The 24,352-nt window shown below is 62.6% G+C and carries 20 protein-coding genes and 1 other RNA gene; 9 read left to right on the forward strand and 12 right to left on the reverse strand.

All coding sequences use genetic code 11. The annotated features are described in order from the left end of the window. Positions 1-19: 19 nt before the first annotated feature. A complete protein-coding gene (locus B5E41_RS05125) occupies positions 20-1,810 on the reverse strand; it encodes an acetolactate synthase 3 large subunit (RefSeq protein WP_085860005.1) in 1,791 nt (596 codons plus the stop codon). A gap of 322 nt (positions 1,811-2,132) precedes the next feature. Here B5E41_RS05125 and B5E41_RS05130 point away from each other — a divergent pair, with 322 nt between their 5' ends. Further along, on the forward strand, positions 2,133-4,157 hold the full coding sequence (locus B5E41_RS05130) for an ATP-binding protein (RefSeq protein ID WP_088391595.1): 2,025 nt from the start codon (positions 2,133-2,135) through the stop codon (positions 4,155-4,157). Here B5E41_RS05130 and B5E41_RS05135 read toward each other — a convergent pair. Together B5E41_RS05135 and miaA are read right to left on the reverse strand one after the other, a co-directional pair. Then, a complete protein-coding gene (locus B5E41_RS05135) occupies positions 4,142-5,056 on the reverse strand; it encodes a dihydrodipicolinate synthase family protein (RefSeq protein WP_088392003.1) in 915 nt (304 codons plus the stop codon). The two genes, B5E41_RS05130 and B5E41_RS05135, sit on opposite strands and share 16 nt — an antisense overlap. Before the next feature lie 52 nt (positions 5,057-5,108). Further along, on the reverse strand, positions 5,109-6,005 hold the full coding sequence (miaA, locus tag B5E41_RS05140; RefSeq protein WP_088391597.1) for a tRNA (adenosine(37)-N6)-dimethylallyltransferase MiaA: 897 nt from the start codon (positions 6,003-6,005) through the stop codon (positions 5,109-5,111). Between miaA and serB the strand changes: the two genes are divergently transcribed. Further along, complete coding sequence (gene serB, locus B5E41_RS05145) at positions 6,004-6,894, forward strand: phosphoserine phosphatase SerB (protein WP_088391599.1); 891 nt, start codon at positions 6,004-6,006, stop codon at positions 6,892-6,894. The genes miaA and serB overlap by 2 nt on opposite strands. A gap of 95 nt (positions 6,895-6,989) precedes the next feature. On the opposite strand, the gene B5E41_RS05150 is transcribed toward serB, so the two are convergent. The 5 genes from B5E41_RS05150 to B5E41_RS05170 form a co-directional block, all read right to left on the reverse strand. Beyond that, on the reverse strand, positions 6,990-8,702 hold the full coding sequence (locus B5E41_RS05150; RefSeq protein WP_088391601.1) for a DegQ family serine endoprotease: 1,713 nt from the start codon (positions 8,700-8,702) through the stop codon (positions 6,990-6,992). Positions 8,703-8,902: 200 nt separating this feature from the next. Beyond that, a complete protein-coding gene (hflC, locus tag B5E41_RS05155) occupies positions 8,903-9,862 on the reverse strand; it encodes a protease modulator HflC (protein WP_088391603.1) in 960 nt (319 codons plus the stop codon). A 5-nt stretch (positions 9,863-9,867) separates the two neighbouring features. Beyond that, on the reverse strand, positions 9,868-10,956 hold the full coding sequence (gene hflK / locus B5E41_RS05160) for an FtsH protease activity modulator HflK (protein WP_088391605.1): 1,089 nt from the start codon (positions 10,954-10,956) through the stop codon (positions 9,868-9,870). Between the two features lie 149 nt (positions 10,957-11,105). Continuing rightward, positions 11,106-11,624, reverse strand: coding sequence for a dihydrofolate reductase (locus B5E41_RS05165; protein ID WP_088391607.1), 519 nt, complete (start codon positions 11,622-11,624; stop codon positions 11,106-11,108). Between the two features lie 13 nt (positions 11,625-11,637). After that, positions 11,638-12,432 (reverse strand): thymidylate synthase, encoded by a 795-nt coding sequence (locus B5E41_RS05170; protein WP_088391609.1) that lies wholly within the window; start codon positions 12,430-12,432, stop codon positions 11,638-11,640. A 111-nt stretch (positions 12,433-12,543) separates the two neighbouring features. Here B5E41_RS05170 and ssrA point away from each other — a divergent pair. The 4 genes from ssrA to B5E41_RS05190 all read left to right on the forward strand — a co-directional run bounded on the left by ssrA (position 12,544) and on the right by B5E41_RS05190 (position 14,122). Next, positions 12,544-12,906: a transfer-messenger RNA gene (gene ssrA / locus B5E41_RS05175) on the forward strand. Positions 12,907-13,032: 126 nt separating this feature from the next. Further along, on the forward strand, positions 13,033-13,548 hold the full coding sequence (locus tag B5E41_RS05180; protein WP_088391611.1) for an SspB family protein: 516 nt from the start codon (positions 13,033-13,035) through the stop codon (positions 13,546-13,548). A 51-nt stretch (positions 13,549-13,599) separates the two neighbouring features. Further along, a complete protein-coding gene (locus B5E41_RS05185) occupies positions 13,600-13,794 on the forward strand; it encodes a DUF4169 family protein (protein ID WP_039620947.1) in 195 nt (64 codons plus the stop codon). Positions 13,795-13,897: 103 nt separating this feature from the next. After that, on the forward strand, positions 13,898-14,122 hold the full coding sequence (locus B5E41_RS05190) for a ribbon-helix-helix domain-containing protein (RefSeq protein ID WP_088392005.1): 225 nt from the start codon (positions 13,898-13,900) through the stop codon (positions 14,120-14,122). A gap of 56 nt (positions 14,123-14,178) precedes the next feature. Here the strand turns inward: B5E41_RS05190 and B5E41_RS05195 are convergent, their stop codons facing one another. The 3 genes from B5E41_RS05195 to B5E41_RS05205 form a co-directional block, all read right to left on the reverse strand. Next, complete coding sequence (locus B5E41_RS05195; protein ID WP_088391613.1) at positions 14,179-17,889, reverse strand: AsmA family protein; 3,711 nt, start codon at positions 17,887-17,889, stop codon at positions 14,179-14,181. Positions 17,890-18,002: 113 nt separating this feature from the next. Continuing rightward, complete coding sequence (locus B5E41_RS05200) at positions 18,003-19,415, reverse strand: FAD-binding oxidoreductase (protein WP_088391615.1); 1,413 nt, start codon at positions 19,413-19,415, stop codon at positions 18,003-18,005. A gap of 263 nt (positions 19,416-19,678) precedes the next feature. Continuing rightward, positions 19,679-20,713 carry an aldo/keto reductase gene (locus tag B5E41_RS05205; RefSeq protein ID WP_088391617.1) on the reverse strand — a complete coding sequence of 345 codons (1,035 nt, stop codon included), beginning with the start codon at positions 20,711-20,713 and terminating at the stop codon, positions 19,679-19,681. A gap of 91 nt (positions 20,714-20,804) precedes the next feature. Between B5E41_RS05205 and B5E41_RS05210 the strand changes: the two genes are divergently transcribed. Both B5E41_RS05210 and B5E41_RS05215 read left to right on the forward strand, forming a co-directional pair. Continuing rightward, positions 20,805-21,707, forward strand: coding sequence for a LysR family transcriptional regulator (locus B5E41_RS05210; protein ID WP_088391619.1), 903 nt, complete (start codon positions 20,805-20,807; stop codon positions 21,705-21,707). A 208-nt stretch (positions 21,708-21,915) separates the two neighbouring features. Continuing rightward, the gene (locus B5E41_RS05215) at positions 21,916-23,010 is read left to right on the forward strand and encodes an AbrB family transcriptional regulator (RefSeq protein WP_088391621.1); all 1,095 of its coding nucleotides are present in this window, start codon (positions 21,916-21,918) and stop codon (positions 23,008-23,010) included. Here B5E41_RS05215 and B5E41_RS05220 read toward each other — a convergent pair. Then, a complete protein-coding gene (locus B5E41_RS05220) occupies positions 22,970-23,857 on the reverse strand; it encodes an AraC family transcriptional regulator (protein WP_088391623.1) in 888 nt (295 codons plus the stop codon). The genes B5E41_RS05215 and B5E41_RS05220 overlap by 41 nt on opposite strands. A gap of 33 nt (positions 23,858-23,890) precedes the next feature. On the opposite strand from B5E41_RS05220, the gene B5E41_RS05225 reads away from it, so the two are divergent. Then, positions 23,891-24,298, forward strand: coding sequence for a DUF2000 family protein (locus tag B5E41_RS05225; RefSeq protein WP_088391625.1), 408 nt, complete (start codon positions 23,891-23,893; stop codon positions 24,296-24,298). Positions 24,299-24,352 lie beyond the last annotated feature (54 nt).

Raw genomic sequence — 24,352 nt, forward strand, 5'->3', positions numbered from 1 at the left:
CTGGGTTCCTACCTTATCGTTATACGAGCTGACGGCCCTTGGCGTCGATCGCGTTGGCGACCGCTTCGTCCGTGGCTTCGTCCGGCAGCAGCATTTCGTTATGGGCCTTGCCCGAGGGGATCATCGGGAAGCAGTTGGCGAGATTGGCGACGCGGCAATCGAAAATGACCGGCTTCTTGACCTCGATCATCTCGATAATGGCATCGTCCAGCTCATCCGGCTTGTCGCAGCGCAGGCCGACTGCGCCATAGGCTTCCGCCAGCTTGACGAAATCGGGCATCGCCTCCGTATAGGAGTGCGACAGGCGGTTGCCGTGCAGCAGCTGCTGCCACTGGCGCACCATGCCCATGTACTGGTTGTTCATGATGAAGATCTTGATCGGCGCGTCGTACTGGATCGCCGTCGACATTTCCTGGATGCACATCTGGATCGAGGCGTCGCCGGCAATGTCGATGACGAGGCTCTCGGGATGGGCGATCTGCACGCCGAGGGCCGCCGGCAGGCCGTAGCCCATCGTGCCGAGGCCGCCCGAGGTCATCCAGCGGTTGGGCTGTTCGAAGCCGAAGAATTGTGCTGCCCACATCTGATGCTGGCCGACTTCGGTCGTGATGTAGGTATCGCGGTCCTTGGTATGCGCAAAGAGCCGCTCCAGCGCATATTGCGGCATGATGACGTCGTTGTTCTTCGTATAGGCGAAGGAATTGCGCGCCCGCCAGCGGGCGATATCGCTCCACCAGCCTTCGAGTCGGTTCTTCTCCGGCTTCTTCGGCAGCGCCCGCCACAGGCGGACCATGTCTTCGAGGACATGGCCGACATCGCCGCGGATGCCGATATCGACGCGGACGTTCTTGTTGATCGAGGACGGATCGATATCGATATGGATCTTCTTCGAGTTCGGCGAGAAGGCATTGAGGCGGCCGGTGATGCGGTCGTCGAAGCGGGCGCCGATACAGACCATGACGTCGCAATCATGCATCGCCATGTTGGCCTCGTAGGAGCCGTGCATGCCGAGCATCTTCAGCCAGTTCTTGCCTGAAGCAGGATAGGCGCCGAGGCCCATCAGCGTCGAGGTGATCGGGAAATCGGTCAGCTCGACCAGTTCGCGCAGCAGCTTGGAGGCCTCGGGGCCGGAATTGACGACGCCGCCGCCGGAATAGATGATCGGACGGCGCGCATTTGCCATCAACTCGATCGCCGCATGGACCTGGTTGAGGTCGCCCTGGATCTTCGGTTGGTAGCTCTTCTGGATCGGGTAATCGGCGGGCGGCGTGTAGGTGCCGGTCGCAAACTGGACGTCCTTCGGAATATCGACGACGACGGGGCCCGGACGGCCGGATTGGGCGATGCGGAAGGCCTCGTGAATGATGGCGGCGAGCTGGTTGACGTCCTTGACCAGCCAGTTGTGCTTGGTGCAGGGCCGGGTGATGCCGACCGTGTCGCATTCCTGGAAGGCGTCGGAGCCGATCAAGGGGGTCGGAACCTGGCCGGTCAGGCAGACGAGCGGGATTGAATCCATCAGCGCGTCCTGCAGCGGCGTGACCGCATTGGTGGCGCCAGGACCTGACGTGACCAGCATGACGCCGACCTTGCCGGTGGAGCGGGCGTAGCCTTCGGCCGCATGGCCTGCCCCCTGCTCATGGCGAACGAGGATGTGCTTGATCTCGTCCTGCTGGAAGATCTCGTCATAGATCGGCAGGACCGCGCCGCCGGGATAGCCGAAGATATGTTCGACGCCGTTGTCCTTCAGCGCCTTGAGAACGATCTCCGCCCCCGTCATCCGATTGCCTGCCGCCTGATTGTCCGTGCTCATCTGTCTTTTCCGTTTGATGCTGGGATTTGCGTTTGTGGCCGGGAGCCCGATTTCGGGCACAAAAAAAGGCCCCGGAGGAGCCTGTCATCTAGCGCATGGGTGGCTATCGCCGGATGGTTACACCATCCTGCCCATGCGCCTTCCCACCACGATAAGAGCCGTTGCGATTTTCATGGCGGGAAGTGATAGACAGAAAATTTCACAGCGTCAACGCATGCCGCAATAAAAAACTGCCCAGCGCCCGCGCCTCCCAAAATCGATAGGATGAAGGATTTGTTAAAGGATCGACTTTATCCTTTAACGCTACCGCAGGGAGTAGCCTTTGCTCAACAACGACTTGCGCATGTCTGGCAAGGCAGGCGAGCACGATCGACGCGACGGCCATACGCCGGGAAATCGCTTTCTCGGCCGCGTCGTTGCATGCAGCGGCTCCAGGGCGACCATTGCCGCCGTCGCCGAAGAGGGCGGCACCGATCTCACCGAACTCTGGTCCGTCGGTCGGCTGATTTCGATCAGCGTCGGCCGTAACCGCGTTGTCGCCCTCGTCTATTCCATGAATACCGGCAGCCATGCCTGGGGCGAAGGCGAGGACAATTATTTCAAGATCGAGACGGAGCTTCTCGGCGAAGTCCGCGTCGATGAGGACGGGCGCGAGGAATTCTCGACCGGTATCTCGCGTTATCCCTATCTCGGCGCCATCGCCCATCGCATCCGCGCCGCCGACCTGATGCGCATCTATGATGCCGGAACGGGGACGACCGCCGTCATCGGCAAGCTGACGCAGGACGAAAGCATCGATGCGGCGATCCATATCCCCTCGATGCTCTCCAAGCATTTCGCCGTCGTCGGCTCGACCGGCGTCGGCAAATCGACGGCCGTGTCGCTGCTCCTGCACAAGGCGATCGCGGCGGATCCGAAGCTGCGCGTGCTGATCCTCGATCCGCACAATGAATTCGCCGCCGCCTTTCCCAAACACGCCGTCACCATCGATACTGATACGCTCGACCTGCCCTTCTGGCTGATGCGGCTCGAAGAGTTCGCTGAAGTTGTCTTCCGCGGCCGTCCGCCGGTGCCCGACGAGCTCGACATGCTGCGCGACATCATGCCCGAGGCCAAGCGCGCCTTCCGCGGCAGCGACAACTCGCTGGTGCGCCGCACGACGGAAAAGAGTTCGATCACCGCCGATACACCGGTCCCCTACCGCATGGCCGACCTGCTGGCGCTGATCGACGAGCGCATCGGCCGCCTGGAAGGCCGTGCGGAAAAGCCCTCCCTGCGCTCACTGAAGATGCGCCTCATCGCCGCGATCAACGATCCGCGCTATCACTTCATGTTCTCCAACAACACGATCAGCGACACGATCACCGACACCATCGCGCAGATCTTCCGCATCCCCGGGGATAACAGACCAATCTGCACCTTCCAGCTTGCCGGCATTCCCTCCGAAGTGGTCAATTCGGTCGCCTCCGTGCTCTGCCGCATGGCTTTCGAAGTGGCGCTGTGGAGCGACGGCGCCATCCACATGCTCGTCGTCTGCGAGGAAGCGCACCGCTACATCCCCTCCGACCCGACGCTGGGCTTCGTGCCGACGCGCCAGGCGATCGCCCGCATCGCCAAGGAAGGCCGCAAATACGGCGTCTCGCTCGGCATCATTACCCAGCGGCCGGGCGAACTCGACCAGACGATCCTCTCGCAGTGCTCGACGCTCTTTGCCATGCGCCTTGCCAATGACCGCGACCAGGAAATCATCCGTTCGGCCATCCCGAATTCGTCGATCTCGACGACGAGCTTCATCTCCTCGATCGGCAATGGCGAAGCGATCGCCTTCGGCGAGGCGATCAGCGTGCCGATGCGCATGCGCTTTTCCCGTGTCGACGAGAGCCTCCTGCCGAAGGCCGCCAGCGCCAACAACAAGCATAGTGAGGAAGATCCCGACACGGTCGATCTGCGCAAGATCGTCACCCGCATGCGGGCGGTGACCGTCGGGCCAGACATTTCGAATTTCCAGCAGAGCGTTGCGGCATCCATGCCGGGTTCCGATGAGGCGGAGGAAGCCGACGAGGCTTTCGACACAAAACCCGTCCCCCCGCCCGCGCCGGCTTCGGCGCCGCTCGAATCCTACCGGCGCGAATTACTACCGCAGGCGCCGCGGCTGGACCCCGCCGAGCCGGCCCCCATCGATCCGCGGCTGGACGCGCTGCGCCGCGAACTGCGCCGCGAAGAGCCGGTCTTTCCCCGGCCGGCGCCACCGGCCGATCAGCCACCGATCACCCGCCGGGAACCAGGCCCGTCGCTGCGGGATAGCATCCTGAAAAAGCCGCTGAGCAGCCTTTACAACAAGGATTGACGTTCAAGCTCGATCGGCGGCCGGGCGGCATCGAGCACGCGCTGCCGGTCCGCCGGCCCAAGCGCCAGGAGCGGCCGCGGAAGCTCCGCCCGGACATCCAGAAGATGCTCGGCCATCATATAGACCACGCGAATGCTTCCATACGCCTTGAACACCTCCCAGAGCGGCTGCATCAGGCCATCGAGCCGGCGCGCCTCGCCGTCATTGCCGGCGATAGCCGCTTTCGTCAGAGCGAGCGCGGTGCGCGGAAGCAGGCCGCCGATAACACTGTACCAGGCGTCTGCGCCTGCAAGCAGTGCCTCCGCCGCACCCCAATCGCCGCTGTAGCCGATCGCGAGGTCAGTCTTTTCCCGCAATAGCGCAAGCTCCCCAAGCAAATCGCCGTCTGCCGGCAGCGGCATCTTCACCGCCCTGATCGTCTCGATATCAGAAAGACGCTGCAGAAGTTCGCGGCTGAAGGTGAAGTGCGTCGTGCCGGGATTGTTGTAGATGCAGAGCGGAAGCCTGGTCGCCCTCGCCACTGTGCGGAAATGCTGGTAGGCCTCTTCCTGGGTCAGCGGCGTATAAGACACAGGCGCAAGCAGAAGCGCATCCGCGCCGGCGGCCTCGGCGTCCCTCGCGAGATCCACGGCACAATCCGTCCTCAGAGCGCCGGCGCCGACGAGGAGCGGAACACGGCCCTTGACGCATTCGACCGCCGCCGTCACGGCCCGCAGCCGCTCCTCGCGCTTGAGATAGGCGTAGATCCCGGTGCTGCCGAGAAGGCCGATGGAGGTCACACCTGCCTCGCACAGCGGTTCCAGCAAGCGGCAGAGCCCCTCAATGTCGACCCGGCCATCGGGATCGGCAGGCGTTGGAGGAAAGGCCGAGAGCCCATGGAACGGAGAGATGCCAGGCATGTTGCGATCCTGATAGAAGTTGATTGGCAACGACTGACGATATCGCCTCATCCTAAAGGGTCAATCGCTCCCAGCTGTCATCCATCTGATTGCGGAACCAGGTCATTTGCCGCTTGGCATATTGCCGTGTCGCCGCAGCCCCCTTCTCCAGCACCTCATCGCGCGTCATCTCGCCCCTCAGCATCGCCGCGATCTGCGACACACCGATGGCCTTCATGACAGGCGCGTCGGCCGGCAGGCCGAGCGCAAGCAACGCCTTTACCTCGTCTTCCGCACCCTGTTGCAGCATCTTTTCGAAACGGCCGTTGATGCGGGCATGCAGCACCGCCCGGTCCGGCAAAACGACAATTTTGCAGGCCCCCTCGGCATCGATCACCACCGGCCCTGACCGACCCTGGAAATCAGCGATCGAGCGTCCCGTTGTTTTGATCACCTCCAGCGCCCGGACGATGCGCTGGCCGTCCTGGCGGTTGAGGCTTGCCGCCATGGCGGGATCGACGTCAGAAAGCTCGGCGTAAAGCGCGTCCGGCCCCTCCTCCACGAGTCGCGTCCGCAATTCTTCCCGCAGGGCCTCGGGAATATCCGGCATGTCGGAGAGACCGCCGATCAGCGCCTTGAAATAGAGCCCCGTGCCGCCGACGAAAACCGGTAGCTGCCCGGCGGCTCTGAGTTCCGGCAAAAGCGCCGAGACATCGCGCAGCCAGGCGCCTGTGGAATAACCGGCCCCCGCCGGCACGTGGCCGTAGAGATGATGCGGCACGCCTTGCATCTCCTCTTCCGACGGACGCGCAGTCAGCACTCGCAGCGTATCGTAGACCTGCATGCTGTCGGCATTGACGACCGCGCCGTCGTGGCGTTTGGCCAATTCGACGGCAAGCGCGGACTTGCCGCTGGCGGTCGGCCCGGTTATCAGGATCGCGTTCTCTACGCTCAGAAGGTTTTCCATCATGGCCCTCGTTGCCACGCTTGTTGCCAATCCGTCAAATCCTGTGCTTACTCCTGGCATCGCCGAACAAGCGGCCGAGGCAGTAACCGCTTCCGGCCTTTACTGGCTGGCCGACGGCGTTGCCTGCGACATTGCACTGCGCGACGGCACGGATGCGCAAGCCGCCGAGGCCAATCTTCTCGCCGTTATATCGAGCGCCCCCATCGACCTCGTCATCCAGGAGCAGGACAGCCGCCGCAAGAAGCTGCTGATCGCCGACATGGATTCGACGATGATCGGCCAGGAATGCATCGACGAACTTGCCGCCGAAGTCGGCCTGAAGGAGAGGGTCGCCGACATCACCGCCCGCGCCATGAATGGCGAGATCGCCTTTGAGCCCGCCCTGCGTGAGCGCGTCGCCCTCCTGAAAGGATTGCCAATCTCGGTTGTCGACGAGGTCATCGCCAAGCGCATCACACTGACGCCGGGGGGGCCGGAGCTGATCGCCACGATGAAGGCGAAAGGTCATTACACCGCTCTCGTCTCCGGCGGCTTCACCGTCTTTACCAGCCGCATCGCCGCCACCCTCGGCTTCGACGAAAACCGCGCCAATACGCTGCTGGACGAGAATGGTATTCTCTCCGGCTTCGTCGCCGAACCTATCCTCGGCAAGCAGGCAAAGGTGGATGCGCTGAACGAGATTTCAGCAAACCTCGGCATTTCGCCACAGGAGGCAATCGCGGTCGGCGACGGCGCCAATGATCTCGGCATGCTGCAGCTCGCCGGCTCCGGCGTCGCCCTCCACGCCAAGCCCACCGTCGCCGCTCAGGCGCAGATGCGCATCAATCACGCCGACCTGACGGCGCTGCTTTATATTCAGGGCTATCGGAAGACCGATTTTGTGACGGCTTGAACGTCCGATTTCAACAGAAGACGGATATACAACAAAGGCGGAGAGGTTAAGCGGGAACAGGAAGGCGGCACCTGGTCGCCACCGCCGCAGTTCTCCTATTCCATCGGCACCGCCACGAACCGCAGATCGCCGTTGGCCGATGCGATCATCAGCTGGGCGTTGCGACGGCCTTCCTGTTTCAGCGATTTCACCTTGGCCGCGACCGCATCCGGGGTTTTCATGAACTCCTGCGCCACCTCGACGATAACGTCCCCCGGCTTCAACCCCTTTTCGGCCGAGGCGGAGCCGGGCTCCACCTCCGTGACGACGACGCCGTCGACGCTTTCGGCGATGCCGAAAGCCTTGCGTGTTTCGGGACTGAGGAGCGACAGCGACAATCCGAGCACGTTCTTCGGCGTAGCCGCATCCGGCGATACCTGGCCCTGTTGGTGCTGGTCCGGCGCCGGTGCGCCCGGTGCGGGCGCTGCCTGATCGCCGGTATCCGGCTGATCCATATCGTTGTTCTCGTCGGGATCAGGGGTGATCACGCCGTCCTGCGAGCCATCGGGCGCTGCATCGCCGGATGCCGCCTGATCGCTGTCTTCGAGCCGGCCGAGCTTCACCTTGACGGTCTGCTCCTTGCCGTCTCGCAGCACCACGACGTCGACTTCTTTTCCGACCGTGCTTTCCGCAACGACGCGCGGCAGGTCGCGCATTTCATTGACCGCCTTGCCGTCGAATTTCAAAATGACGTCGCCCGCCTTGATCGAGCCGTCGTCGACGGGGCCGCCCTTGATGACGCCGGCGACCAGTGCGCCCTTGGCGGTGTCGAGCCCGAGGCTGTCGGCGATGTCGTCGGTCACCGGCTGGATGCGCACGCCGAGCCAGCCGCGTCGCGTCTCGCCATACTGGCGCAACTGCTCGACGACGCCGGAAGCAAGTTCGGACGGTACCGAGAAGCCGATACCGATCGAGCCGCCGCTCGGCGAGATGATCGCGGTATTGATGCCGATCACTTCACCCTTCATGTTGAAGAGCGGGCCGCCGGAATTGCCCTTGTTGATCGCCGCATCCGTCTGGATGAAGTTGTCGTAGGGGCCGGCATTGATATTGCGACCGCGCCCGGAAATGATGCCGACGGTCACCGAACCGCCGAAGCCGAACGGATTGCCGATCGCCATCACCCAGTCGCCGATGCGCATCTCGCTGGAATCGCCGAATTTCACCGATTTCAGCGGCGTCTTCGGCTCGACCTTCAACACGGAAAGATCGGTCTTCGTATCCGTGCCGATCAGCTTCGCCTTGAGCTTCGAGCCGTTGGCGAAATTGACCTCGATGTCGTCGGCGCCCTCGATCACGTGGTTATTGGTAACGATATAGCCGGCCGGATCGATGACGAATCCGGACCCGAGCGAGCTGACATTATGGTTGGGGCCTTTGTTGCCCTGCTGTTTGTTGAAGAAGTCGTTGAAGAATTCCTGGAATGGTGAGCCGTCAGGGGCGCGCGGCGCCGGGCCGACCCCTTCGTCATCCTTCACATTCTGCGAGGTCGAGATATTGACCACGGCATCGAGCAAGCCTTCGGCGAGATCGGCAACGGAAGCCGGACCGTTGGTCGGGACGACGGTCTGAACCGGTGGCTTCTGCTGCGGCGTGGTAGATGCAGGAGGCGCGGGAGCAGCCGGAACAGGCGCGGCAACCCCTGGCACTGCTGTCTCAGGCGAGGTTTGCGCAAAAGCAATCCCACTCATACCGGTTTGCGCCAGGATGGTGGCGCTGGCCAGAAGCGCGAGCGTTCGTCTGAAGGGCAAGCGAATCGTGGGGGCCATCAAGCTTCCTCATAAGGGGCAAATGCGCATATTCAGCACCAGCATAAGGCGGAATGATGGAGGGTGAAATCACCTTTTCGCGAAATCCCCGTGCAATCTGACGGACCATCACAAAAGCCCGGCCTCGGCTCTTGAAATCGAAAAGGGCCGGCGCTGGGCCGACCCTTTCTCGATCTTGGCGGGAAACAGATCCCGCGTTCTCAGTTGGCCGGCGCTGCCGGAGCGGTTGCTCCGGGCGTTCCCGGAGCCGCCGCAGGCGGGCTGGCCGGCGGCTGCCGGGAGGCGCTGGCGGCGTTGTTGAAATAGCGGAAGAATTCCGAATCCGGCGACAGGACCAGTGTTGTGTCCTGCGACGAAAGCGCCGCCGCATAGGCCGCCATCGAGCGATAGAACTCGAAGAAACCCGGGTCTCTCGAGAATGCCTCGGCGAAAACGCGGTTGCGTTCGGCATCGCCCTGGCCGCGCAGGATCTCGGAATCACGCTGGGCGCCGGCAGTCAGCTCGACGACCTGGCGGTCGGCGATGGCGCGGCGGCGCTGACCTTCCTCGTTGCCCTGCGCCCGCAAAAGCTCAGCTTCCGCCAGTCGCTCGGCCCGCATGCGGTTGTAGGTGCGCTCGGAAACATCCTGAGTGAGATCGGTCCGGCTGATGCGCACGTCGTCGAGCGTGATGCCGAGCGTCTCCGCATCCGCCTGCAGCTCGTTGCGAACCTCGAGCATCATCGCCACGCGTTCCCGGGAAAGCGCGGCTTCGATGCTGCGAACGCCGTAGACCCTGCGCAAGGCGGAATCGAGACGCGTGCGAAGCCGCGCTTCCGCCGCCTCTCTGTCACCCGAAACCGTTTCGCGGAAACGGCGCGCGTCGTTGATACGGTAGATAAGGAAGGCATTTACCTCATAGAAGGCGCCGCCGGAAACCTGGACACGGATATTGTCAAGGTCGAAGCGCAGCTCCTGCTTCGGCACGTATTGCACCCTGTCGGCATCGGCAAAGGCGAAAGGCAGCTTGAAATAGATGCCTGGGTCACTCTTGACTGACTGGATTTCACCAAAGCGAACGACGATAGCCTGTTCGCGGGCGGTCACGACGAAGACCGAGGAATAGATTCCGACCAGCACGACCGCCAGGAGGATCAGAATTACGGGAAGTCTGTTCGACATTGGTCTCAGCCTCCCTGCTGCTGTTGTTGCTGCGTCGGCCGGCCGACCTCATTGAGAGGCAGATAAGGCACGGCGCCCGCCTTTTGGTCTATGATCACTTTCTTGGAACCCTTCAGCACCTGTTCCATGGTTTCCAGGAACAGCCGCTCCCGCGTCACGTCAGGAGCCTTGGAATATTCGTCATAGATCGAAACGAAGCGTTGCGCTTCACCTTCAGCCTCCTTGACGATCCGGTCCTTGTAGGCGGCTGCGGCTTCGCGGATGCGGGCCGCATCACCGCGGGCTTGGCCGAGCTTCTGGTTGGCGTATTGGTTAGCTTCCTCCACGAGGCGCTGCTTGTCCTGATCGGCACGCTGCACTTCCTCGAAGGCATCGGCCACGTCACGCGGCGGCGCGACGTCCTCGATCGTCACGCGGTTGATCGCAATGCCGGCGCCGTAGCGATCCATCGTATCCTGGATGATGTTGCGCACTTCGGTCTCGATCGGTCCGCGATTGTCACGGAAGGCATCCTGTGCCGGGCGCCGGCCGACGATTTCGCGCATGGCGCTTTCGGAAACCTGCTGCAGCGTTTCAGCCGGATTCTCGAGACGGAAAAGATAGGATTTCGGGTCATTGATCGTGTAGAGCACGGAGAACTGCACGTTGACGATGTTCTGGTCGCCGGAAAGCATCAGTCCAGCCGTCGAATTGCTGTTGTTGCGTCCGCCGATATTCTGCTGCTGCTCGGTCACCTTCACGATCTCGACCGCGTCCATCGGCCAGATGCGGAAATGCAGGCCGGGCATGGAAATTTCCTCTCTCGGCTTGCCGAAGCGCAGCTCGACGCCGCGTTCGTCCGGCTGGACAGTGTAGACGCACTGGATCAGCCAGAAAACAGCGACGATCGCCACGACGATCGTTGCCACGCCACCATTGAAACCGCCGGGAACGATATTGCGCAACTGATCCTGGCCGCGCCGAATGATGTCTTCCAGATCGGGCGGTCCGCCCTTGCCGCCACGCGGGCGGTTCGGCCCCTGGCCCCATGGTCCCTGATTGTTACCGCCGCCGCCCCAAGGGCCGCCGCCGCCATTCTGATTGCTCCAGGGCATCAAAACCTCGTTGTTCGTTAAGTCTTCCCCGCATTCGGGACCGTGGGGGCTGACCGGCCGATGCGTTGGTGACCGTTATAGGTATCGCCGCACCGGCTTTCAACGCAGCGTGAGAAACTTGGTCAATTTAATTGGAAAATAGTTCGTTTTCAGGCGCGACGGCGTTCGTAGACGACAAAGCGCGTGGGATAGCTGTCCTTGTCGCCGGCCGGCACGGCGACTACCTCCCCCGCCTGCCAGACGCCAGGATCGATCGCCGGAAAAAACGCGTCGCCGTCAAGATCGGCCTCGACATGCGTAATGCACAGCCGATCGGCAAGATCGATGGCCTGAGCATAGATCTGCCCGCCGCCGATGATGCAGATTTCGCCGGTCCCGGTTTGCAGCGCCATTCTGTCGGCAGCGTCCATCGCCTCGGTCAGCGAATGGGCCATACTCACATCGGGGTGTTCGATCGCTGCTCGTCGCGAAATGACCACGTTCGGGCGCCCCGGCAGCGGCTTGCCGATCGACTCATAAGTCTTGCGGCCCATCACCACAGGCTTGCTCAGCGTCAGCGCCTTAAAGCGCTTGAGATCGCTCGATAGCCGCCATGGCATGTCGCCTTCCCGGCCGATGGTGCCATTGCGTGCGACGGCGGCGATGATGGTCCTGCGGATTTCGGCCATGAAATGTCCCGGGTCAGACGGCGATCGGCGCCTTGATGCTGGCATCGGCTTCATAGCCGATCAGCTCGAAATCATCGAAGGTGAAGCCGAAAATGTCCTTCACTTCGGGATTGATCCGCATGAAGGGCAGCGGCTTCGGCCGGCGCGTCAGCTGCAGCTTCGCCTGGTCGAAATGGTTGTGATAGAGATGCGCGTCGCCGAGCGTGTGGACGAAATCGCCCCCTTTGAGCCCCGTTACCCGAGCCACCATCATCGTCAAAAGCGCATAGGAAGCGATGTTGAAGGGTACGCCGAGGAAAATATCGGCGGAGCGCTGGTACAGCTGGCAGGAGAGCTTGCCGTCGGCGACATAGAACTGGAACAGGCAGTGGCACGGCGGCAGCGCCATCTGGTCGACCTCGGCCGGGTTCCAGGCCGAGACGATGTGGCGGCGTGAGTTCGGATTGTTGACGATGCCTTCGACGAGATTGGCGATCTGGTCGATATGGCCGCCGTCAGGCGCCGGCCAGGAGCGCCACTGGGCACCGTAGACCGGTCCGAGATCGCCGTTCTCATCGGCCCACTCATCCCAGATCGAGACGCCGTTCTCCTTGAGATAGCGGATATTGGTTTCGCCCTTCAGGAACCAGAGCAGTTCATGGATGATCGAGCGCAGATGCAGCCTCTTCGTCGTCAGGACGGGAAACCCCTCCTCGAGATCGAAGCGCATCTGGTAGCCGAAGACCGAGCGCGTGCCGGTGCCGGTACGGTCGCCCCGGTCGGAGCCCTTTTCCATCACATGGGCGAGGAGATCGAGATATTGCTGCATGTCGCGCTGATTCCGTTTTCTCCAATTTAAGCGTTCGCCTCGAAGAAACCAATCGCAGGCGGATATTTTCCCGTTCTTTCTATAGGCCGACATAAAGCTTTTATGACGTTTGCCCTTTCCTTGGACGGAAGAAATCACTATATCAGCCCTGCCGGCTTTCGGGCCGGCTATGGCAATAAATGAGCGGTGTAATAAACCTATTGGACCCGGGGGCGGTACCCGGCGCCTCCACCAAAAACCGGCGGAATCGAAGGCCGGCTTTTGATGGGGGCGAAACAGGATCGACAAGGGTGTAAAGATCGACTTTTTGCTCGGCATTGTACCGCCGTTATCGGGCTAAAATTGTAGTTGCAAACGACAACTATGCGGAAGCTCGTCTCGCTGCTTAATCGCGGTGTGACACTTCAATCAAAGTCCTAGTGGTTCGCACCTCTAGGCGGGGTCCGAAGGCACCTGGCAACAGAAGCCTTCACCTTCTCCCTCAGACTGAAATCATGTATGCTGATCTATGCGTGACTCGGCTCCGGACTTTCCCAAGGCGCCTGAACGTGCCATATACCTTGTGAAAAGACTTCAGAACCGACGAAAGACAGGAAAAGCATGGGGCAGGATCATATCCGCTACGACATTCTGGCGCAGGATGCACTTCGCGGCGTCATCCGCAAGGTTTTGGCGGAGGTAGCAACGACGGGCCGTCTGCCCGGCGACCACCACTTCTTCATCACCTTTCTGACCGGTGCCGCCGGCGTGCGCATCTCCCAGCACCTGAAGTCCAAATATCCCGAGCAGATGACAATCGTCATCCAGCATCAGTTCTGGGATCTCAAGATCACCGAGACGCATTTCGAAATCGGCCTTTCCTTCTCCGACGTTCCGGAGAAGCTGGTCATTCCGTTCAACGCGATCCGAGGCTTTTACGATCCCTCCGTCAATTTCGAGCTCGAATTCGACGTACCGCTTGCCGACGGTGAGGAGCTGCCGTCCGGTGAGATCACCGCCTATCCCGTCGACACAGCAGGAAAGCCTGACGAAGCCGCCGGCGCAAAACCGGCCGACGGCGAAGAGAAAAAACCGGGCTCCGTCGTCTCGCTCGACTCCTTCCGCAAGAAGCAGTGATTTCAAAGGGAGGCTCAGCCTCCCTTTTTCATAAGGATCAAGCCTCACCGCATGAGTGCCGAAATCATCAATCTGCGTCAGTTCCGCAAAAAGCAGGCCCGCTCCGAAAACGAGAAGCAGGCCGAGCAGAACCGCATTTCCTTCGGCCGCACCAAGGCCGAAAAGCAGCTCACCCGCAGCCTGAACGAGAAGGCCGATAAGGCTCACCGCGACGGCCGGATCGAGACGGATGACGACGGCGCATGAAGCTTCACGCAAAGCTTGAAGAGCCGGAAACGAATCGGCGATCAGCCACTTGCGCGATTTCCTTGAATCGATCCTCCAAGCCGATTGCGATGTGAACCGACTGATGATCCGCAAGCACTCGGCGACACTGCATGGCCATCGCACCAGCTTTTCGCTGGAAGATGAATTCTGGGCCGAACTGAAGACGATTGCGGCAAGCCGTTCGATGTCGCTTGCCGCCCTGATTTCCGAGATCGACGACCACCGTTCCCCGGACAGCAACCTGTCCTCGGCGCTGCGGCTCCATGTGCTTTCGTGGGCGAAGGCCGGCTGTGGCGGCCGGCCGTGACGCCGGGAATTCAAACAAAAACCTGAAACATCTCAGGCGACGCAAACCACGCGTCTTCATTGCGCCTGAATGCCCGGCAGATGATCGAAATCGAGCTGACCGGGCTGCATCTGCCCGGAGCGCCGGGCCGCTTCCGCCTCGGCGGCCGCCCTCGCCTGCGCATCGGCCTTGGCTTTTGCCTCCGCTGCGCGTGCGGCCTCCGCCTCGGCAGCGGCCTTCTGCGCCGCCGCCTCCTGCGCCAGTGCGCGCAGCCGCTCTTCCTCCGCCTGCCGTTGCCGCTCGATTTCGGCCGCTCTGACGCGCTCGGCGTCATTGAAACGATAGAGCGCCACCTCGCGGCGCAACCTCTGCTTTTCAAGCACGATCGCCTGCAGCCGCTCGACGCGCCGCCGCTCGCGCTCAAAAGCACGCAGCGACAAGTAGCTGGTGATATCGGTCACGTCCATCGTCTTGCCGGGTGACGGCAGCATGCCGGAAAAGTTCAGCCTCAGCGCCGGCTCGACACCCGGAAGCGCCTCCGCGCCTGGATTGAGGCCGATGCCGACCGTCGCGCTGATCCGCTCCTCCGGCAAGGCGATCTGTGCGTCGGCGGTAACCCGGGCCAGATCGTTGGCCACGGTCACATTCTGCACCCTGAGCGTTCCATCGGTGACGTTAAAGGGAATTCCGAGCGGCGGCAGCTTCGCCTCGCCGTTGTTGAGCAACGTCTCGACGATCGGATGCACCTTGCCGGCATTGATCTGTTCCTGCATCGGGTCGGTGGCGGCAAGCAGCGGCGGAAGGATGGCAAGGTTCAGTCCGCGTATGCTCGTATCGCCGAGTCTCAGTTCCCCTGATCCATTGAGTGAGCTGGCGATCTCGCCAACCGTCTTGCCCGAGGCCTCCATCGACAGCGACAATCCGAACTTGCCGTTGGCAATCGGCGCGCCGTCACGCAGCCAGATGACCCCGGCAAGATCGGAATCGGCGAGCGTCAGCTTCGTCTGCAGGAAACCGGTGCCATCGGCATTGGTGAAGAGCAGGTTGCCGGAGAGCTTGCCGCCATCCCAGTTACCGGCCATGTCGTTGAGCTGCAACTCGTCGCCCCTATAGGCGACGTTGCTGGTGAAATCGGATACTGCCGTTTCCGGCAGACCGGGCCAGAATTCCTCGGCCGACAGCTTCACCTTGACGTCGAGATCCTTGAAGGTGGGCAGGCCTAGCGGCGCCTTCGACAGCGTGCCGCTGGCGGGATCGACGATCTGGCCGAACACCGCCTCGCCGAGCCAGCCGGCATCTGCCTTGGCAAGCGTCAGCTCGCCGCTCGCCGTCGTCTTCGCAGCCTTGCGGTCGAAGGTCAGCGCACCGGAAAACGCGTTGTCGGCCGCATGTCCCTTGAGATCGGACAAGACGATCTTGTCGCTATCGACGGCGGCGTTGACCTGCAGGCCGAACGGCAACCCCGTTCCGGTCTGCGGCAGGGCAATGCCGTTCATGATGAGATAGGGGTCGATATCGGCGCTGTCGAGCGAAAGCGCGATCTGACCATTCATGAAACTCTCCGGCCGCACGTCAACCTTGCCCTTCGCGGTAAACGAGGTCCGATCGGTCGCAAAGGTCAACGCCGCATCGGCAGGATCGTTGCCCGACGCCTTCACCTTGAGCGTCAGGCGGCCGTTCGCGCCGACATCGACCGGCAGCGGGTCGAGCCCGGCCTGACCGAACAAGATCGACGGCACGGCGTTTTCGAGCGTCGCCTCGAGGCTCGTCGTACCGTTGCCGGTCAGCGCCAGGAGATCGGACATGCGGTAATCGAGGTTGACCCGGCTGCCGTTCGAGACGCCGGCCAGCGTCACCGTCAGCGCATCGCCCTCGTCGCCACCGAGCGTCAGCGCGCCGCGTAACGCCGTATTGCCGTACCAGCCGGCGTTGCGCACCAGCCGGTCGAGCACAGGGTGGTGTGGAAGATGCTCGCGCAGCATGGTGAAGAAGCCGCCGGGATCGGCCGATTTGAAGGTGATCTCGCCTGCACCCTTATAGTCGAGCAGCGAGCCTTCGGCCCGGCCGGTCGCCGTCAGCTCGGCGCCCGCTACATTCTTGACTGACAGCCGGTCGACCGCAAGCGCCCCGTCGGCAATCGTGAAGGTGGTCTCGACATTCTCGGCGTCGACCCCGAAGGCGGTGAACCTGTCGGCCTTGAGCTGTGCGGCGATCTTATGGTCGAGGACATTGTCGCCGCTCTCCTGCCCGGTCGCGAGCCCGGCCAGCGCCTGCAGCGCGTCAAGATCGAGCGTGTCGCCATTCAGCGCCACCGACAGGGTCGGCGTCTGGCCGGAGATCGCCTGCCGCTCCAGCCGGCCTTTCAGCGTCGCCGATCCGACGGCGATTTCGAGATTTTCGAAACGCTGCAATTCATGAGTCAGGCTGACATTGGCGGAAAAACCCGCCTGCCGCAATTGGCGGATGGCCGGGTCGACCGGGCCGGCCAGCCAGGAAGCCAGCCCCGTTGGCTGGTTCGAGGCCATCACGATCTGACCGTTGAACGAGGGTTCTCCCTGAAGCAGGAGCTTGCCCTTGCCTTCCACTTGCGTGCGCCCCGGCAGCGTGCCGACGGCGCTGTCGATCATCCAGCCGGTACCGGCCGGCTCCAGCTCCAGTTGCACATCGCGTAGTGTCGTATCGCCGGCGACGATGGCCGGCAGTTTGACGCTTGCCTTGCCCGGCACCTGCGGAATCGGCACCTGCGCGACGATATCGATCAGAGAATTCAACCGCTGGCGCGCCGAAACCGCGGCATCCCGTGTCGTCTTGCCGGCCGCGCCCTGATTGCCGATGCGGTTCACGTCTATCTGCTGCCCGTCGGCGGTCAACAGGAATTCCGGCGCGTTGCCGGTATCGAGCGTCGCCTCCCCGGTTATCACATAGGGATCGTCCGTCGGGCCGATCTCCATCCGATATTCGGGAATGCGGATACGTTCATTGGTAAGCTCGAAGCGGCCCTTGAGCCTCGGCGGCTGCTCGTTCTTGTTGGCCGACCTGGCACTGTTGCGGTTTTCGATCGCCGCCGAAAGCTGGCCCTGATAGTTCGGCTTGCGGTCGACCAGCTTCAGTTCGCCGTCGAGATCGATACTGACCGGATGTTTGTCCGGCGACAGCTTCGTGCGCATGCGCAGCGCACCCTTCTCGTCCGGCTGGCTGCTCGAAATCGAGAAATTGCCGTGCTCACCGTCGAGCGCCGCATCGCCTTCGACACGCCAGGGGCCGGCGAGCGATTTGGCCGACATCTCCGCATTCAGGCCAGTGATGCGACGCGCCCGGCCCGACTGGTCATCGAGGAAGTCGACTTCGCCACCGCTGACATGCACATTTTCGAGAACGACTGTTTTGGCCGGTATTTCGGCGCGGCTGCCGCGCATCCAGTCGAGTGTGCCGTCTTTGAGCAATCTGAGGCGCACCTTCGGATTGACGACGCGCATATCGAAGATCAGCGCCTCGCCCGAAAGGAAAGGCGCAAGCTCGGCATCCATCGAAAATTGTTCGACCTTGACGATCGGCGTGCCGTCTGCCTCCTGGCCGACACGCACGTCATGCAGCGTGACCGACGGAAACGGCAGCAGACGGGCATCCACGGTGCCGTGGACGGTGACTTTCTTGCCAATGATGCGGCTTGCCTGATCCTCGAAGTTCTTGCGGAAATCCGTCCAGTCGATGAACAGCGGCGCAAGCAGCGCCACAAACAGCACTACGACGATCACTCCCCCCAGAAAGACGAGGAACCGGCCTACCAATGCAAGGATTCTCCATTCGGGATTGTGTTGCCGACACTGTTCAGGGTTCTATTGTCGACACTAGCGCTATTCATGCGATGGGCAAGGCCCAAGTTCATGAGAATATTCCGTTTTCAGCCTTGATGGAAAATCTTGCCGGGATTGAAGATACCGTCCGGATCGAGCGCCTGCTTCACCTGTCGCATCAGATCCACCGAGCCTCCGAGCTCCTGCTCCAGAAAGGCCATCTTGCCTTGCCCGATCCCGTGCTCGCCGGTGCATGTTCCATCCATATCGAGTGCGCGGCGGTTGAGCCGCTCAACGAAGCTCTCGGCCCTGGCGATGTCCCCGGCGCTTTTGTCGTCGAACAACAGCAGCACATGGAAATTGCCGTCGCCGGCGTGGCCGACGATAGGGCCGAGCAGCCCATGTTCCTCGATATCCGCCTGCGTTTCGGACACGCAATCGGCAAGCCTCGAGATCGGAACACAAACATCGGTCGAAAGTGCGGCAAGCCCCGGCGCCAGCGCCCTCGCGGAAAAGTATGCGTTATGGCGCGCCTTCCAGAGCTTCGTCCGCTCCTCGGCATTGGCGGTCCAAAGAAACTCGCCCCCGCCGCATTCAGCCGCGATCTCGGCGAAGGCGGCCGATTGCAGCGGCACGGTCTCGTCTGTGCCGTGGAATTCGAGAAAAAGCGTCGGGCTTTCGGCATAAGACAACCCGGAATAGGCGTTGCACGCCCGCATCTGCACAGCATCGAGCAGCTCGATACGCGCCACCGGGATCCCCATTTGGATCGTCATGATGACGGCATCGCAAGCCGCCTTGATGCTCGGAAAGGCGCAGACGCCGCCGGCAATCTTCTGCGGAATCGCCTGCAGGCGCAGCGTCACCGAAGTCAAGATGCCGAGCGTACCCTCGGCGCCGACAAAGAGCCGCGTCAGGTCATAGCCGGCAGAAGACTTGCGGGCGCGCCGCGCCGTGCGGATCTCCTCACCGTTGGCGGTGACTGCCGTGACGGCAAGCACATTGTCCTTCATCGTGCCGTAGCGCACCGCATTGGTGCCGGAGGCCCGCGTCGACGCCATGCCGCCGATCGAGGCATTGGCGCCGGGATCGATCGGAAAGAACAGGCCGGTATCGCGCAGATGGACGTTCAGCGCCTCACGGGTGATACCGGGCTCGACCGTGCAGTCGAGATCCTCCGGATTGACTTCAAGCACCCGGTCCATGCGGCTGAAATCGATCGAAACACCGCCATTGACGGCATTGACCTGACCTTCCAGCGAGGAGCCGGTGCCGAAACCGATCACCGGCACCCTGTGCGCTGCACAGGCCCTGACCGCCATCTTCACATCATCGGCGTTTTCGGCAAAGAGAACGCCGTCGGGCAGTAGCGACGGAATATAGGTGGTCGTATGGGCATGCTGCTCACGGAAGGACTGGCCGGTCTGGAAACGCTCGCCGAAGCTCTGTTTGAGAATACCGAGCACGGCGGATATCCCCGCCTCGTTGCGTGTTCCAGCCTTTGCGTCCTTCAGCGCCATCCCTTTGATCTCCCTGCCATTCCGCGTAGACGAGACCGCGTCCCGCAGACTACTGCGCCGCACGTCCGTTCAGACGTACATGGACGCTGTAGAACTTTAAAATTGCTGCATAATTTCGTCTTATATCGATTCCGATTTAAGGAGATATGCAGCAGGCTGGGTATGGGGCAAGTCAAAGCGGCTGTCCAGTTAAGATTGGGAAAAGATTTCACTCCCCCTTTGTTGTAGACCAGGGGCCATGGACAGCCCGGCCCGCGGCAGCCTCAGACGATCGGTGGATTGAGGAGCGCAAAACCCTGCTGCCGTCGATACGGGAAATAAGGATAAGGCGCCGTCACCGCGCTGACCGTGTCGAGCCTTTCGATCTGATCCTTCGACAGGCTCCAGTCGGCCGCGGCAAGGTTCTGCCTGAGCTGATCTTCGTTGCGGGCGCCAATGATGACGCTCGATACCGTCGGCCGGCCGAGCAGCCAGTTTATCGCGATCTGCGGCACCGTCTTGCCGGTCTCCGCTGCGATCGAATCCAGCACCTCGATGATGTCGAACAGCCTCTCGTCGTCAACAGGTGGGCCGTATTGGGCTGTCTCGTGCAGGCGGCTTGCGGCCGGCAGCGGCTCACCGCGGCGGATCTTGCCGGTGAGCCGCCCCCAGGCGAGCGGGCTCCAGACGAGAGCGCCGACGCCCTGGTCGACGCCGAGCGGCATCAGCTCCCATTCGTAGTCACGCCCCGCCAGCGAATAATAGACCTGATGGGCGACATAACGAGGATGACCCCAGCGCTCGGCCGCCGCGAGCGACTTCATCAACTCCCAGCCGGAAAAATTCGAGACGCCGACATAACGGATCTTGCCTGCGGCGACGAGGCCGTCGAGGGTCGACAGCACCTCCCCGACCGGGGTCGAGGCATCGAAGGCGTGAAGCTGCAAGAGGTCGATATAATCGGTGCCGAGCCGGCGCAGCGCATCCTCGGTCGCGCGGATCAGCCGCGCCCGCGAGGTGCCCCAGTCCTGCGGCCCCTCGCCCATCGGCAATGCGGTCTTGGTCGAAATCAGCACGGCATCCCGCCGGCCGCGGATCGCCTGGCCGAGCACCTCCTCGGAAGCGCCGGCCGAATAGACATCGGCCGTATCGAAGAGATTGACGCCGGCTTCGAGGCAGATGTCGACGAGCCGCCGCGCCTCTTCGGCATCGGTATTGCCCCAGGCGCCGAACAGCGGGCCGCTGCCGCCGAACGTGCCCGCGCCGAAGCTCAAAACCGGCACCCTGAGGCCGGATGCGCCGAGATTTCGATATTCCATGATCTATCTCCTGGGTTTCCTCTGAGATAGACCCGGTCTCTCCGTTGATATAGATTGCCTGACAGAATAGCATCTGTGACTTGAATTCATCATGAGCCGTCAGGACATCAACCGCTCGGGCGAAATGGAAGTCTTCGTCAGCGTCGTCGAGCGCGGCGGTTTTTCCGCAGCCGCCACGGCGCGACGCATGACGCCGTCGGCCGTCAGCAAGCTCGTCGCCCGGCTGGAGACGCGCCTCGGCGCCCGCCTCGTCAACCGCTCGACCCGTAAGCTGCAGCTGACGCCGGAGGGCTGCGCCTTCTATGAGCGCAGCATCGCCATTCTTGCCGATATCGCCGAGGCCGAACGCCAGGCTTCCTCGGGCGAACAGGCCTCGGGCCGCATCCGCATCAACACCAGCGGCTCCTTCGGCAATCACGTGCTGGCGCCCCTCGTGCCCGCCTTCATGGCGGTTCATCCCGGCGTGACGCTCGATATCACCCACACCGACAGGATCGTCGATCTGATGGAAGAGCGCGCCGACGTGGCGATCCGCACCGGCCCCCTGAAGAACTCCAGCCTGATCGCCCGCAAGCTCGGCGCCACCGGCAAGCTCATCGTCGCCTCGCCCGATTATCTCAGGCATCATGGCGAACCGCGCAGCGTCGCCGACCTGAGCCGCCATTGCCGCATCGGCTTTTCCTACGCCCGCGCCGTGGAGGGCTGGCCACTCAGCGAGAACGGCGAGACCGTGTCGGTGCCGATCACGCCAGGCTTGCAGGTTGGAGACGGCGAAGCCATGCGCCATCTCGCGCTCTCCGGCGCCGGTCTTGCGCGCCTGCCCGCCTTCACCGTCGGCGCCGATATCGAAGCCGGCCGGCTGGTGCCGGTGCTGGAAGCGGCCAATCCCGGAGATATCGAGCAATTCTATGCCGTCTACATGGGCCAGGGCGGACCGCTGCCGGCGCGCGTGCGCGCCCTGCTCGATTTCCTCGTCGGGCATGTTCGACTCTGATGAGATAACAAGGACTTGAGACGGCGGCTTGATTCAAATTCACACGCTGTATCGCCTAGAAGCCAGATTTCGCAATTGACCGCCCTCGCAGCCCCCGCCTATACCGAGGCAGCGCCGACCGGCCCTTGAGCCGGCCTCTCTTCATGCCGGACCTCCTCCCACCTTCACCCTCAGGACTTGGCGCCGGCCGGGAAACATATGGGGATTCATGCCACTCAGCCACGCACGCCGCCTGCTGCGGGATGCCGGCCTGCCGAAATGGGCGCTGCTGCTCACGCTTTCCACGGCCTTCACCGTCTTTCTCGAACTCTTCGCCCTGCCCGCCTCGCTGCTGATCGGACCGATGGTTGCCGCCATCGCGCTGGCGCTGACCGTCGGCAAGGGAAAGCTTCGCGTGCCGCTTCTGCCGCTGCAGTTCGGTCAGGTCCTCGTCGGTCTGATGATGGCGCGCACCATCACCCCTGATATTCTCGGCGCGATGGCGAAGGACGCGCCGCTCTTCCTGCTGTTCGTCCTCTCGGTCATCGCCATCGCCACCGGCCTCGGCTGGCTCCTGACGCGCTGGCAGGTGCTACCGGGAACGACCGCCGTCTGGGGCTCGTCGCCGGGTGCGGCCTCCGCCATGGTCATCATGTCGGAAGCCTATGGCGCCGATGCCCGCCTCGTCGCCTTTATGCAATATCTGCGCGTCGTCTTCGTTGCCGTCGGCGCTTCGGTGATTTCGCGCCTGTGGGTGGCGGCCGACGGCGGCGAGCCGCCGCCGCTCGTCCTCTTCCCCGCAATCGACTGGCCGGCCCTTGCGGCGACGCTCGCCATTGCCGGCTTTTGCGCCCATGGCGTACGCCGCCTGCGCATCCAGGGCGGCATGATCATCGTTCCGCTCTTTCTCGGCGCCTTCCTGCAGGGCGTGGGCCTCCTGAAGATCGAGCTGCCGATGTGGCTGCTCGCCACCGCCTATGCGCTCGTCGGCTGGAGCATCGGCCTGCGTTTCACCCGCGCGATCATCAGCCATGTGGCGCGCGCTCTGCCGCGGGTCGCCGCCTGTATCGTGCTGCTGATGGCGCTCTGCGGCTGCATGGCAGCGGCACTGCACATCTTCGCCGGCATCGATCCGCTGACGGCCTATCTCGCCACCAGCCCCGGCGGCGCCGATTCCGTCGCCATCATCGCCGCCTCCAGCGATGTCGACGTGCCCTTCGTGATGGCGATGCAGACCGGCCGTTTCCTGGTCATCCTGCTGATCGGGCCGGCGCTTGCCCGCTTTATCGCGCGCCGCTCCGGCCTTGCGGAAAACCCCGCCTAAGAATTGTCCACTGGCCAGGTGTGATGCCATAGGCCTTCTTGAAATGGCGATTGAAATGCGCTTGGTCGGCAAAGCCGGTCGCAGCCGCCACATCGGCAAAACCCTCGCCGGCACCCATCAGCGCCCTCGCCTGCTGCAGGCGCCGCATCAGCAAGTAACGATGCGGGCTGGTGGCAAAGGCCGTGCGGAAATGCCGTGACAGCGTGAAGCGGTCGAGGCCGGTAATCTTCTCCAGTTCGCCCGAGCGCACGGGCCTGAGCGCATGCGCCTCCAGATAATCGCGTGCTGCCCGTACCTGCCGCCAGGCGACCGTGCCCAGTGGCCGGCGACGCAGCTGCGAATGCCGTGACAGGCCGCCGGCGACGCGGCTGACGAAATCGTCGACGAAAAGCTCGTCCAGCTCCCGATCGAGTGCGCCGAGCGCTCCCAGAAGCACCTTCGCCAGCGCACTATCGGCAATCACGGGCTGCTCGACGAAGGGAAGCCCGATCTTCTCCGCCTCAAGGCATTCCATCAGCAGCGAAGGCTCCATGTAGAGCATGCGGTAATGCAGCCCGGCCTCGGTCGCCGCCCCGCCGTCATGCTCCTCGTCGGGATGCAGCACGATCACCTGCCCCGGCAGGCTGAAGCGCCGCTCGCCGCGATATCTGAAAGTCTGAACGCCGTGCAGCGTGACGCCAAGCGCATAGGTATCGTGCCGATGCGGCTCGAAGACGTTGCCGGAAAACTGCGCCTCGATACGCTCGATGCCGGGAAAGGCGGGCGCAGTCAGGATGCCGCTGCCCACCTGCGGCTCGCACAAACGTTCAAGACCCTCGAAGACCTGCGGCGTTAGATCCTGGCTCAACGCGTTTCGATACCCCTGATGAGAGAGACTGGAATGTTTGATACCAAAATTGCGATCGTCCTGCGAAACAATCTTGCCGGCTGGCAGAAGCTGAACGTCACAGCCTTCCTGTCGACAGGCATCGTCGGACAATATCCTGAGATCATCGGCGAGCCTTATAAGGACCGCGCCGGCAATCTCTACAATCCGCTATCGATCCAGCCGATCATCGTGCTTTCCGCCGACGAGGCGACGATATCGACCATCCACCGCCGCGCGCTGGAACGTGAGGTAACCTCCTCCATATTCATCGAGGAGATGTTTGCCACCGGCCATGACGCCGCCAACCGCGCCGTCTTTGCCGAGTATGCCCCTGACGACGCCAATGTCGTCGGCATCGCGATCAGAGCCGACAAGAAGATCGTCGACAAGATCACCAAAGGCGCGACGATGCAGCATTGATGCGATCAGCAGAAACGAAAGAGGCCGAGCGCGAGCCTGGCCTTCTGTTGTCTG

Origin of the sequence: Rhizobium esperanzae (assembly GCF_002204185.1) — a bacterium.
Taxonomy (GTDB): Bacteria; Pseudomonadota; Alphaproteobacteria; order Rhizobiales; family Rhizobiaceae; genus Rhizobium; species Rhizobium esperanzae.

Bases quoted from the DNA above. Each gene is read 5' to 3' on its own strand.
- hflC (WP_088391603.1), bottom strand. From the start codon at position 9,862: ATGTCGAACAGACTTCCCGTAATTCTGATCCTCCTGGCGGTCGTGCTG.
- B5E41_RS05200 (WP_088391615.1), bottom strand. From the start codon at position 19,415: ATGGCGCTGAAGGACGCAAAGGCTGGAACACGCAACGAGGCGGGGATA.
- B5E41_RS05190 (WP_088392005.1), top strand. From the start codon at position 13,898: ATGATCCGCAAGCACTCGGCGACACTGCATGGCCATCGCACCAGCTTT.
- B5E41_RS05170 (WP_088391609.1), bottom strand. From the start codon at position 12,432: ATGCAGCAATATCTCGATCTCCTCGCCCATGTGATGGAAAAGGGCTCC.
- B5E41_RS05210 (WP_088391619.1), top strand. From the start codon at position 20,805: ATGAGCCGTCAGGACATCAACCGCTCGGGCGAAATGGAAGTCTTCGTC.
- B5E41_RS05205 (WP_088391617.1), bottom strand. From the start codon at position 20,713: ATGGAATATCGAAATCTCGGCGCATCCGGCCTCAGGGTGCCGGTTTTG.
- miaA (WP_088391597.1), bottom strand. From the start codon at position 6,005: ATGATGGAAAACCTTCTGAGCGTAGAGAACGCGATCCTGATAACCGGG.
- B5E41_RS05185 (WP_039620947.1), top strand. From the start codon at position 13,600: ATGAGTGCCGAAATCATCAATCTGCGTCAGTTCCGCAAAAAGCAGGCC.
- B5E41_RS05215 (WP_088391621.1), top strand. From the start codon at position 21,916: ATGCCACTCAGCCACGCACGCCGCCTGCTGCGGGATGCCGGCCTGCCG.
- B5E41_RS05165 (WP_088391607.1), bottom strand. From the start codon at position 11,624: ATGGCCGAAATCCGCAGGACCATCATCGCCGCCGTCGCACGCAATGGC.
- B5E41_RS05180 (WP_088391611.1), top strand. From the start codon at position 13,033: ATGGGGCAGGATCATATCCGCTACGACATTCTGGCGCAGGATGCACTT.
- B5E41_RS05225 (WP_088391625.1), top strand. From the start codon at position 23,891: ATGTTTGATACCAAAATTGCGATCGTCCTGCGAAACAATCTTGCCGGC.
- B5E41_RS05125 (WP_085860005.1), bottom strand. From the start codon at position 1,810: ATGAGCACGGACAATCAGGCGGCAGGCAATCGGATGACGGGGGCGGAG.
- B5E41_RS05135 (WP_088392003.1), bottom strand. From the start codon at position 5,056: ATGCCTGGCATCTCTCCGTTCCATGGGCTCTCGGCCTTTCCTCCAACG.
- hflK (WP_088391605.1), bottom strand. From the start codon at position 10,956: ATGCCCTGGAGCAATCAGAATGGCGGCGGCGGCCCTTGGGGCGGCGGC.
- serB (WP_088391599.1), top strand. From the start codon at position 6,004: ATGGCCCTCGTTGCCACGCTTGTTGCCAATCCGTCAAATCCTGTGCTT.
- B5E41_RS05150 (WP_088391601.1), bottom strand. From the start codon at position 8,702: ATGGCCCCCACGATTCGCTTGCCCTTCAGACGAACGCTCGCGCTTCTG.